Origin of the sequence: Kitasatospora sp. NPDC097605 (assembly GCF_040302725.1) — a bacterium.
Lineage (GTDB): Bacteria > Actinomycetota > Actinomycetes > Streptomycetales > Streptomycetaceae > Kitasatospora.
Genome location: NZ_JBEOSF010000040.1, coordinates 73,949 through 84,936 on the forward strand (window position 1 = coordinate 73,949; position 10,988 = coordinate 84,936).

At 73.5% G+C, this 10,988-nt stretch carries 10 protein-coding genes; 5 read left to right on the forward strand and 5 right to left on the reverse strand.

Annotated elements, in window-relative coordinates:
- Window positions 1-397 precede the first annotated feature (397 nt).
- Complete coding sequence (mce, locus tag ABTX81_RS32320) at window positions 398-832, reverse strand: methylmalonyl-CoA epimerase (RefSeq protein WP_350553093.1); 435 nt, start codon at window positions 830-832, stop codon at window positions 398-400.
- A 257-nt stretch (window positions 833-1,089) separates the two neighbouring features.
- Between mce and ABTX81_RS32325 the strand changes: the two genes are divergently transcribed.
- Together ABTX81_RS32325 and meaB are read left to right on the forward strand one after the other, a co-directional pair.
- Window positions 1,090-2,283, forward strand: coding sequence for an acetyl-CoA C-acetyltransferase (locus ABTX81_RS32325; RefSeq protein ID WP_350553095.1), 1,194 nt, complete (start codon window positions 1,090-1,092; stop codon window positions 2,281-2,283).
- 82 nt (window positions 2,284-2,365) lie between these two features.
- On the forward strand, window positions 2,366-3,322 hold the full coding sequence (gene meaB, locus ABTX81_RS32330) for a methylmalonyl Co-A mutase-associated GTPase MeaB (protein ID WP_350553097.1): 957 nt from the start codon (window positions 2,366-2,368) through the stop codon (window positions 3,320-3,322).
- 44 nt (window positions 3,323-3,366) lie between these two features.
- Here the strand turns inward: meaB and ABTX81_RS32335 are convergent, their stop codons facing one another.
- From ABTX81_RS32335 to ABTX81_RS32350, 4 genes are read right to left on the reverse strand one after another with little or no spacing between them, the layout of a single operon-like run.
- Window positions 3,367-4,626, reverse strand: a complete 1,260-nt coding sequence (locus tag ABTX81_RS32335) for a dihydrolipoamide acetyltransferase family protein (RefSeq protein WP_350553099.1) — start codon at window positions 4,624-4,626, stop codon at window positions 3,367-3,369.
- Between the two features lie 27 nt (window positions 4,627-4,653).
- Complete coding sequence (locus ABTX81_RS32340; RefSeq protein WP_350553101.1) at window positions 4,654-5,673, reverse strand: alpha-ketoacid dehydrogenase subunit beta; 1,020 nt, start codon at window positions 5,671-5,673, stop codon at window positions 4,654-4,656.
- Window positions 5,674-5,683: 10 nt separating this feature from the next.
- Entirely contained in the window at window positions 5,684-6,775 is a 1,092-nt protein-coding gene (gene pdhA / locus ABTX81_RS32345) for a pyruvate dehydrogenase (acetyl-transferring) E1 component subunit alpha (RefSeq protein ID WP_350553103.1), read from the reverse strand.
- 38 nt (window positions 6,776-6,813) lie between these two features.
- Window positions 6,814-7,602 (reverse strand): AfsR/SARP family transcriptional regulator, encoded by a 789-nt coding sequence (locus ABTX81_RS32350; protein ID WP_350553104.1) that lies wholly within the window; start codon window positions 7,600-7,602, stop codon window positions 6,814-6,816.
- Between the two features lie 410 nt (window positions 7,603-8,012).
- On the opposite strand from ABTX81_RS32350, the gene ABTX81_RS32355 reads away from it, so the two are divergent.
- The 3 genes from ABTX81_RS32355 (at window position 8,013) to ABTX81_RS32365 (ending at window position 10,848) form a co-directional block, all read left to right on the forward strand.
- Window positions 8,013-9,308 carry a beta-ketoacyl-[acyl-carrier-protein] synthase family protein gene (locus tag ABTX81_RS32355; RefSeq protein WP_350553116.1) on the forward strand — a complete coding sequence of 432 codons (1,296 nt, stop codon included), beginning with the start codon at window positions 8,013-8,015 and terminating at the stop codon, window positions 9,306-9,308.
- Entirely contained in the window at window positions 9,305-10,519 is a 1,215-nt protein-coding gene (locus tag ABTX81_RS32360) for a ketosynthase chain-length factor (RefSeq protein ID WP_350553106.1), read from the forward strand. Before ABTX81_RS32355 ends, ABTX81_RS32360 begins: the two co-directional genes overlap by 4 nt.
- 71 nt (window positions 10,520-10,590) lie before the next feature.
- Window positions 10,591-10,848, forward strand: coding sequence for an acyl carrier protein (locus tag ABTX81_RS32365; RefSeq protein ID WP_350553108.1), 258 nt, complete (start codon window positions 10,591-10,593; stop codon window positions 10,846-10,848).
- The last annotated feature ends 140 nt before the right edge of the window (window positions 10,849-10,988 follow it).

Consider the following 10,988-nt stretch of genomic DNA (forward strand, 5'->3'; position numbering starts at 1 on the left):
CGCCTAGCCGGGGACGCCCGCCGCGGTCGGCGGAGTCCGGGGCGTGGGAGCGCGGTCGATCCGCATTCCCCCGTCCGGGTGGACTCCTGGGCGAACTCTTGCCTTGTGGAGAATGGTGACAGATCCGTCTTGCGACTGTTCAGCCGTGCCCGCGTAATGGACTCCCCTGCGACGGGCCTCCCACCGGGGCGGACGGGCCTGTCTTCGGCCGTGCCCGTCGTCCCCGTCCCCCGGGGTCTTCGCGCACCTGGGCATTGTAGTGGGAGCGTCTTGCGGGGGAATGGTCGCGTGGGGGTTTTCCGGGTTGGCCGGTGAGGTTACTGACGGGTCATGAGGGTGGCGGGGCGGCGGACGGGCCGGATGCCGCCCCGCGCCGGAGGGGGAAGGCGGGCGGACCTCAGTGGGCGTCGGGCCCAGCGGCGGTGACCAGCTCGGTCAGCACCCCGCCGCAGTCCTTGGGGTGCAGGAAGGTGATCCGCGAGCCCATCGAGCCGGTGCGCGGCTGCTCGTAGAGGACCCGCACGCCCTTGGCCCGGATCTCCTCGGAGTCGGTGTCGACGTCGGCGGTGCCGAAGGCGATGTGGTGGACGCCCTCGCCGTTCTTCGCCAGCCACTTGCCGACCGGGGAGTCCTCGCGGATCGGCTCCAGCAGCTGGAGGTAGGAGGCGCCGCCGTCGCCGGTGTCGTTGATCTTGAGCATGGCCTCGCGGACGCCCTGCTCCTCGTTGACCTCGCTGTGGAACACCTCGAAGCCGTAGGTGGCGCGGTAGAACTCGACCGTCTTGTCGAGGTCGCGGCAGGCGATGCCGATGTGGTCGATGCGGGTGAGCACGGGGGGTCCTCCGGTCTCGGGCGGGTGCGACAGGACGGCAACAGTGCAGCGCATGCCGGACGGCGGCGCCAGCGATGGAGGTGCGAGTCTGCTCACACGGGCCGGCGGCAGGGTTCACCCGGATCGGCGCGGCACGGTGTTGACTGGATGGTGCCAGTGCGCTCGATCACATCTTGGGTCCGGTGACGGGCGGGTAACAGGTCAGTACATTGAGCGGAATCCTCCACCTGGCCACGACGTGCGAAGGGGCTCGTCCCATGACCAACACCACCTCAGTGATCGTCGCCGGGGCGCGGACCCCGATGGGACGGCTGCTCGGCTCCCTCAAGGGCTTCTCCGGTGCCGAGCTCGGCGGCTTCGCGATCAAGGCGGCGCTGGAGCGGGCCGGTGTCACCGGCGACCAGGTCCAGTACGTGATCATGGGCCAGGTCCTGCAGGCCGGCGCCGGCCAGATCCCGGCCCGCCAGGCCGCCGTCAGGGCGGGGATCCCGATGAACGTCCCGGCGCTCACCATCAACAAGGTGTGCCTCTCCGGCCTGGACGCCATCGCGCTGGCCGACCAGCTGATCCGGGCCGGCGAGTTCGACATCGTGGTGGCCGGCGGCCAGGAGTCCATGACCAACGCCCCACACCTGCTGCCGAAGTCCCGCGAGGGCTACAAGTACGGCGCGATCGAGCTGCTCGACGCGATGGCGCACGACGGCCTGACCGACGCCTACGAGAACATCCCGATGGGCGAGTCCACCGAGAAGCACAACACCCGCCTCGGCATCCCGCGCGAGGTCCAGGACGAGATCGCCGCCGCCTCGCACCAGCGGGCCGCCAAGGCGCAGGCCGACGGCGTCTTCGACGCGGAGATCGTCCCGGTGGAGATCCCGCAGCGCCGGGGCGAGCCGGTCCTGTTCAGCCAGGACGAGGGCATCCGCGCCGACACCACCGCCGAGGGCCTGGCCAAGCTGCGCCCGGCGTTCACCAAGGACGGCACCATCACCGCCGGCACCTCCTCGCAGATCTCGGACGGCGCCGCCGCCGTGGTCGTGATGAGCAAGGCCAGGGCGGAGGAGCTGGGCCTGAGCTGGATCGCCGAGATCGGCGCGCACGGCAACGTCGCAGGCCCGGACAACTCGCTGCAGTCGCAGCCGTCCAACGCGATCAAGCACGCGGTCGCCAAGGAGGGCATCGCCGTCGAGGACCTCGACCTGATCGAGATCAACGAGGCCTTCGCCGCCGTCGCCCACCAGTCGATGAAGGACCTCGGCGTCTCCTCCGAGATCGTCAACGTCAACGGCGGCGCGATCGCGCTCGGCCACCCGATCGGCATGTCCGGCGCCCGCGTGGTGCTGCACCTGGCGCTGGAGCTGCAGCGCCGCGGCGGCGGCGTCGGCGCGGCCGCGCTGTGCGGCGGCGGCGGCCAGGGCGACGCGCTGATCGTCCGGGTGCCCAGGGCCTGACGACCGACGCAACGACCGATCCTCCGGGGCCGCGGACCGCCACAAGCGGTCCGTGGCCCCTCGGCGCAAGGAGCAGCCACCCATGATCGATGTGCCGACCCTGGTCGAGCAGGCCCGGCAGGGCCGCCCGCGGGCCGTCGCCCGCCTGATCTCGCTGGTCGAGAACGCCGCGCCCGAGCTGCGCGAGGTGATGGCCGCGCTGGCGCCGTACACCGGGCGCGCCTACACCGTCGGGCTGACCGGCTCGCCCGGCGTGGGCAAGTCCACCTCCACCTCGGCGCTGGTCTCCGCCTACCGGCGGCTGGGCAAGCGGGTGGGCGTGCTGGCGGTCGACCCGTCCTCGCCGTTCTCCGGCGGCGCCCTGCTCGGTGACCGGGTCCGGATGCAGGACCACGCCACCGACCCCGAGGTGTTCATCCGCTCGATGGCCACCCGCGGCCACCTGGGCGGCCTGTCCTGGGCCGCCCCGCAGGCGCTGCGGGTGCTGGACGCGGCCGGCTGCGACGTCATCCTGGTGGAGACGGTCGGCGTCGGCCAGTCCGAGGTGGAGATCGCCGCGCAGGCCGACACCACCGTGGTGCTGCTCGCCCCCGGGATGGGCGACGGCATCCAGGCCGCCAAGGCCGGGATCCTGGAGATCGGCGACCTCTTCGTGGTCAACAAGGCGGACCGGGACGGCGCCGACGCCACCGCCCGGGAGCTGAACCACATGCTCGGCCTGGGCGAGGCCCGGGAGGCGGGGGACTGGCGGCCGCCGATCGTGAAGACCGTCGCGGCCCGGGGCGAGGGCGTGGACGAGGTGGTCGAGGCGCTGGAGAAGCACCGCGCCTGGCTGGAGGAGCACGGCGAGCTGGCCGTGCGGCGCCGGCGCCGGGCCGCCGACGAGATCGAGGCGATCGCGCTGGCCGCGCTGCGCGCCCGGATCGGCGACCTGCACGGCGACCGGCACCTGGCCGCCCTGGCCGAGCGGGTGGTGGCCGGCGGGCTGGACCCGTACGGCGCGGCCGACCAGCTGGTCGCGGGGCTCACCGCGGCCTGAGCGCGGTGGAGGGCCGGCCCCGTCACGGGGCCGGCCCCCGCGCGTCAGGACCGGGCGAGCAACCGGCGCGGGTCCTCCAGCAGCCGGGCGGTGTCGGCCAGCATCCGTGAACCGAGCTCGCCGTCGACCAGCCGGTGGTCGAAGGAGAGCGCGAGGGTGGTGACCTGCCGGGGCCGGACCTCGCCCTTGTGCACCCAGGGGCGCTCCCGGACCGCGCCGAAGGCCAGGATCGCGGCCTCCCCGGGATTGAGGACCGGCGTGCCGGTGTCGACGCCGAAGGTGCCGATGTTGGTGATCGTCACGGTGCCGCCGGCCAGCGCGGCGGGCGTGGTGCGGCCGGCCCGGGCGGTGGAGACCAGCGCGTCCAGCTCCTCGGCCAGCCGGCGCAGGGTCAGCCGGCCGGCGTCCTTGATGTTCGGCACCAGCAGTCCGCGCGGGGTGGCCGCGGCGATGCCCAGGTTGATCCGGCCGTACTGGATGATCTCCTGCGCCTCCTCGTCCCAGGAGGCGTTGATCTCCGGGTGCCGGGCGACCGCGGCGAGCAGGGCCCGGCAGACCAGCAGCAGGACGTTGACCCGGACGCCGGACAGCTCGGGGTCCTCGCGCAGCGTCCGGACCAGCCGCATCGTCCGGGTGACGTCGACGGTGACGAACTCGGTGGCGTGCGGGGCGGTGAAGGCGCTGGCCACCATCGCCCGCGCGGTGGCCCGGCGGACGCCCTCGACCGGGATCCGGCGGTCCTGCGGGCCGTCCGCCGGGACGGGCGCGGGGACGGAGACCGGGGCGGGCGCCGGGGCGGCGGGACGGACGGCGGCGAGCACGTCCTCCCGGGTGATCACGCCGTCCGGGCCGCTGGGCGGGACGGCGGCGAGGTCCACGCCGTGGTCCCGGGCCAGCTTGCGGACCGGCGGCTTGGCGAGCGGCAGGGCCGGCGGCGCGGCCGGGGCGGCCGCCGCGGCGCGCGGGCGGCGGCGGGCCGGCTCGGCGGCGCCGTAGCCGACCAGGTTGGGCTGCCGGGCGGGCGGCCCGGCGGCGGGCGCGGCGGCCTCCGGGCCGGCGCCGGTGTCCACGGTGATGATCACCGCGCCGACGTCCACCGTCGTGCCCTCGGGGAAGCGCAGCTCGTGCACCACCCCGTCGTACGGGATCGGCAGCTCGACGGCGGCCTTGGCGGTCTCCACCTCGCAGACCACCATCCCGTCGTGCACCGGGCTGCCGGGCGAGACGTGCCACTGGAGGATCTGTGCGTCGGTCAGCCCCTCGCCCACGTCGGGCAGGACGAACTCTCGAATGCGGCTGGTCACGGGTTCCTCGGGTGCTCGGATGAGGGGTCAGAAGGAGAGGGACTGGTCGATCGCGTCGAGGACGCGGTCCAGCGTCGGCAGGTACTCCTCCTCCAACCGGGCCGGCGGGTACGGCGCGTGGTAGCCGCCGACCCGCAGCACGGGCGCCTGGAGGTGGTAGAAGCAGTCCCGGGTGATCCGGGCGGCGATCTCCGCGCCGGCCCCGAAGAAGACCGGCGCCTCGTGCACGACCACCAGCCGGCCGGTGCGCCGGACCGACTCGGCGAGCGTGCCGGTGTCCAGCGGGGAGACCGAGCGCAGGTCCACCACCTCGACGTTCCGCCCCTCCGCCGCCGCCTCCTCGGCCGCCGCCAGGCAGGTGCCGACGGTCGGGCCGTACCCGGCCAGGGTGATGTCCCGGCCGGGGCGGCGGACGACGGCCGTGTGCAGCGGGTGCGGCGGGGCGGCGGTGTCCACCGGGCCCTGCTGGTAGTACCGGCGCTTCGGCTCGAAGTAGATCACCGGGTCGTTCCCGGCGATCGCCTGGCGGAGCATCCAGTAGGCGTCCTCGGGGGTCGACGGGGAGACCACCTTGAGCCCGGCGACGTGCGCGAACAGCGCCTCGGGGGACTCGCTGTGGTGCTCCACCGCGCCGATGCCGCCGCCGTACGGGATCCGGATCACCACCGGCAGCGCCAGCGCGCCCTCCGAACGGGCCCGGAGCTTGGCGAGCTGGGTGACGATCTGGTCGTAGGCGGGGAAGACGAAGCCGTCGAACTGGATCTCCAGGACCGGGCGCCAGCCGCGCAGGGCCAGCCCGATCGCGGTGCCGACGATGCCGGACTCGGCGAGCGGGGTGTCCAGCACCCGGCGGTCGCCGAAGTCCTTGTGCAGGCCCTCGGTGATCCGGAAGACGCCGCCGAGCCGGCCGATGTCCTCGCCCATCAGGACGACCTTGGGGTCCGCCTCCATGGCGTGCCGCAGGGCGGTGTTGATCGCCCGGCCGAGGCTCAGCGTGGCCGGCGTCCGGTCCGGGTCGGTGCCGGTGCCCGCGGTGGCGGGTGTCATGACGGCCATGTCAGCGGTTCTCCGCTCCGGCGAACGACGCCTGGTAGGCGCGGAACTCGGCGCGCTCCTCGTCGACGAGCGCGTGTCCGTCCGCGTGGATGTGGTCGAAGATGGCCTCCGGTTCCGGGTCGGCCATGGTGCGGACCTCCCGGCGCACCCGCAGCGCGGCCGCTTCGGCGGCCTCGTCGACGCCGGCCAGGAAGCCCTCGTCGGCGAGGCCCTCGCGCTCCAGGTGGGCGCGGAGCCGGGCGATCGGGTCGCGCCGGGTCCACTCCTCGACCTCGGCGGCGTCCCGGTAGCGGGTGGGGTCGTCGGAGGTGGTGTGGGCGCCCATCCGGTAGGTGTAGGCCTCGATCAGCATCGGGCCCTGGCCGGTCCGGGCCCGCTCCAGGGCGGCCCGGGTGACGGCGAGGCAGGCGAGCACGTCGTTGCCGTCGACCCGCACGCCCGGGAAGCCGAAGCCGGCCGCCCGCCGGTGGATCGGCACCCTGGTCTGCCGGTCGTTGGGCTCGGAGATCGCCCACTGGTTGTTCTGGCAGAAGAAGACCACCGGGGCGTCGTAGACGGCGGCGAAGTTGAACGCCTCGCTGACGTCGCCCTGGCTGGTCGCGCCGTCGCCGAAGCAGACCAGCACGGCGCTGCCGGCGTCCTCCATGGCGGCGCCCATCGCGTAGCCGGTGGCGTGCAGCGTCTGGGAGCCGATCACCAGGGTGTAGAGGTGGAAGTTGTGCTCGGCCGAGTCCCACCCGCCGTTGCTGACGCCCCGGAACAGGGCGAACAGCTTCCGCGGGTCGAGTCCCCGGCAGAGCGCGAGGCCGTGGTCGCGGTAGCTCGGGAAGACGTGGTCGTCGGCGGCGAGCGCGTGGGCGGCGCCGATCTGGGCGGCCTCCTGGCCGAGCAGCGAGGGCCAGAGGGCCAGTTCGCCCTGGCGCTGGAGGGTGATGCCCTCGGCGTCGATCCGCCGGGCGGTCACCATGTCGCGGTAGAGCGCGCGCAGCAGGTCGGGCCCGGCGTCGAGCCGGTAGTCGGGATGGGCCACGAGGCGGCCGTCCGGGGTCAGCAGCTGAACCTGGCCGGGAGCGGGCGGGACGGGATGTGCCACGGTGCTACTCCAGGGTCTCGTCGGTCGAGGGGCCGCGGTCAGGCGCGGACCGGGACGGTGGGCACCGCCTGGGCCGGGACCCGGTACAGGGAGAGGTCCCCGCGGCCCGGGGCCTGGTCGAGCGTCGGGTCGGAGGTGAGGATCGCCTGCTGGAGGGTGCGCACCCGGGGGGACGGTTCGAGGCCGATCTCGTCCACCAGGGTGGTGCGCAGCCGGCGGTAGACGTCCAGGGCGAGCGGTCGTCTGCCCGCCCGGTAGAGCGCCAGCATGTACTGGGCCTGGAGGCTCTCGTGGTACGGGTGGCTGATCGACAGCGCGGCCAGGTCGCCGAGGACCTCGTGGTGGCGGCCGAGGCGCAGGTAGGCCTCGACCCGGTGCTCGACCGCGGCCAGCCGGCACTCGTCCAGCCTGGCCCGTTCGGCCTCCAGCAGCCGGCCGACGCTGACGTCGGCGAAGGCCGGGCCGCGCCACAGGGCGAGCGCCTGGTCGAGGACGGCGGCGGCCTCGTGCTCGCGCCCCTCGGCGAGCAGGCGGCGGCCGCGGGTGGTGAGCGTCTGGAAGACCTCCAGGTCGAGGCTGCGCCCGCCGGTCTGGAAGAGGTAGCCGCCGGCCCGGGTGACCAGGACCTCCTTGGCCATGGTGTGGTCGGCGAGGCCGAGCGCCGTCACCAGTGCCTTGCGCAGCTGGAGCACATAGGTCTGCAGGGTGGTCATCGCGCTGACCGGCGGTTCGCTGCCCCACAGCTCGGCCATCAGGGCCGAGAGCGGGACGATCTGGCCGCCGTGGGCGAGCAGGAGCGCGAGCAGTTTGCGTGGCTTCGGCGCCACCTGGTCGAAGGCTGACTCGTCGGTCTTGACGGCCAGTGGCCCAAGAACGCGGATATCCATTGTTTTCCCCCGTGGAACTGTTAAAAAATCAAATTCCCCGCCATGCCCCCGAAATATCCGGGCGGGCCGCCGCCGTGCCGTCGAGCATGCGGCAAAGATGGGGCGGAGTCTCGAAATCCGGATTGGTTAACCAGCGTACGTTAGGCGGCTTCCGGAGGCGGTCGCTCCTTATGTGATCTCGATCACGAGGCGGCGAAAAGGTTAATTCTTGGACATGTCGGAGCCGTCGCGAATTTCCCGAATCCTCCTTCCAGCCGGTCTCCAGTGGTGCTCTAGGTGTCGATCGCAGGCTTGCTGGAGTCGGCACGGAGCGTCCGGTGCCGGGGGGTCGCGGTTGCATGTACGCGACAATGTCCAGGTGGAGGAGTGCGGGGAACTTGACCAGGAAAGTGGCAATAACGGGAATAGGCGTGGTGGCGCCGGGTGGGGTCGGAACAAAGGCGTTCTGGCAGCTGCTCACCGACGGCCGGACCGCGACGCGCACCATCTCTTCATTCGATGCCTCACCCTTCCGTTCCCGGGTCGCCGCCGAATGCGACTTCGACCCGGCCGCGCACGGACTGTCCCCGCGGGAGATCCGCCGGCTCGACCGGGCCGGGCAGTTCGCCCTGGTTTCGGCCCGCGAGGCGATCGCCGACAGCGGGCTTGAGGTCCAGGGGCTCGACCCCCACCGGATCGGCGTCTCGCTCGGCAACGCCGTCGGCTGCCCGACCAAGCTGGAGCAGGAGTACGTCGTCACCAGCGACGGCGGCCGGCACTGGGAGGTCGACCACCGCTACACCGTGCCGTACCTGTTCGACTACCTGGCGCCCAGCTCGATGGCGGCCGAACTCGCCTGGGACGTCGCGGCCGAGGGACCGGCGGCGATGATCTCCACCGGCTGCACCTCCGGGCTGGACTCGGTCGGCTACGCCGCCGACCTGATCCGCGAGGGCGGTGTGGACGTCATGGTGGCCGGCGGCACCGAGGCGCCGATCTCGCCGATCTCGGTGGCCTGCTTCGACGTCATCAAGGCGACCACGCCCCGCAACGACGACCCCGAGCACGCCTCCCGGCCGTTCGACATCAGCCGCAACGGGCTGGTGCTGGCCGAGGGCGCCGCGGTCTTCGTCCTGGAGGAGCTGGAGCACGCCCGCAGGCGCGGCGCCCATGTGTACGCGGTGATCGGCGGGTACGCCACCCGCTCCAACGCGTTCACCATGACCGGCCTGCGCCCGGACGGCCGGGAGATGGCCGAGGCCATCCGGGTCGCCCTGGACGAGGCGCGGATGGACGGCGACCGGATCGACTACATCAACGCCCACGGGTCGAGCACCAAGCAGAACGACCGGCACGAGACCGCCGCGTTCAAGCGGGCGCTCGGCGACCACGCGTACCGGACCCCGGTCTCCTCCATCAAGTCGATGATCGGGCACTCGCTCGGCGCGATCGGCTCGATCGAGATCGCGGCCTGCGCGCTCGCCATCGAGCACAACGTGGTACCGCCCACGGCCAATCTGCACCAACCCGATCCGCAGTGCGACCTGGACTACGTGCCGCTGACCGCCCGGGACCACCGCACCGATGTCGCGCTCACCGTGGGCAGCGGCTTCGGCGGCTTCCAGAGCGCGATGGTGCTCGCCGGCCCCGGGGCGGTGGCCGCATGAGCACGACCGTGATCACCGGCATCGGCGTCGTCGCGCCGAACGGCCTCGGCACCGAGGCCTACTGGTCGGCCACCCTGGCCGGGACCAGCGGCATCGCCGAGCTGACCCGCTTCGACGCCTCCGCGTACCCCGTCCGGCTGGCCGGCGAGGTACCGGGCTTCGAGCCGGCCGAGCACCTGCCGAGCCGGCTGCTGCCGCAGACCGACCACATGACCCGGCTGGCGCTGGCCGCCGCCGACTGGGCGCTGAAGGACGCCGACGCCGACCCGGCCGCGCTCGGCGAGTACCAGGCCGGCGTGGTCACCTCGGCCACCCTCGGCGGCTTCGAGTTCGGCCAGCGCGAGCTCCAGCACCTGTGGAGCCAGGGCCCGGGCTTCGTCAGCGCCTACCAGTCCTTCGCCTGGTTCTACGCGGTGAACACCGGTCAGATCTCCATCCGCAACGACCTGCGCGGCCCCTCCGGCGTCCTGGTCTCGGACCAGGCCGGCGGCCTGGACGCGATGGCGCACGCCCGCCGGGGCATCCGCAAGGGCCACCCGATGATGGTCACCGGCGGGGTGGACAGCGCGCTCTGCCCGTACGCCTGGACGCCCCGGATGGGCACCGGGGAGATGACCACCGTCGCCGAGGCGGACCGCGCCTACCTGCCGTTCGACGAGTCCGCCAGCGGCTACGTGGCCGGCGAGGGCGGTGCGATCCTGATCGCCGAGGACGCCGAGTCGGCCCGGGCCCGCGGCGTCGGCCGCCCGTACGGTGAGATCGCCGGGTACGGCTCCACCTTCGACCCGCCCAAGGGCAGCGACCGCCCGCGCGGCCTGGCCCGGGCGATCCGGCTCGCGCTGGCCGACGCCGGACTGGAGCCCGGGCGGATCGACGTGGTCTTCGCCGACGCGGACGGCCGGCCTGAGGAGGACGCCGACGAGGCGGCCGCCCTCAACGAGGTCTTCGGCACCGGCGGCGTCGCCGTCACCGCGCCGAAGACCATGACCGGCCGGCTCGGCGCCGGCGCCGCCCCGCTGGACGTGGCCGCCGCGCTGCTGTCCATCCGGGACGGCCTGGTGCCGCCCACCGTCAACCTCACCAACCCGCGGTACGGCCTGGACCTCGTCCTCGGCGAGGCCCGGTCCATGCCGGTGAAGGCCGCGCTGGTGCTGGCCCGCGGCCGGCACGGCTTCAACTCCGCGATGGTCGTCCGCGCCTGCGACTGGTGACCGCGGACCCCTTCCTCCCCTCCTTCCCACCGAGCACGTCGAGCACCACCGAGCAGAGAGCGAGCAGACCCATGAGCCGCATCACCATCGAGGACCTGACCCGGATCATGCGCGAGTGCGCGGGCGAGGACGAGGCGGTCGACCTCGACGGCGACATCGCCGACACCCCGTTCGAGGAGCTCGGCTACGACTCCCTCGCGCTGCTGGAGGCCGTCGCCCGCGTCGAGCGCGAGTACGGCGTGAAGCTCGCCGACGACCTCGCCGGCACCGCGGAGACCCCGCGCCAGTTCGTCGACCTGGTCAACGGCGCCGCCCCCGTGGCCGTCTGACCGGTCCCGTGCGCGGGCGCCCGCCCCCGGCGTCCGCACGGAGAAGCGGGGGGGGGGCCCGGCCGCGGGGCGGGGGCCCGGGGGCGGGCGGGGGGGGGGGGGGCGGGGCGGCGCGAACGCCCCCACCCCAAACCCAACAC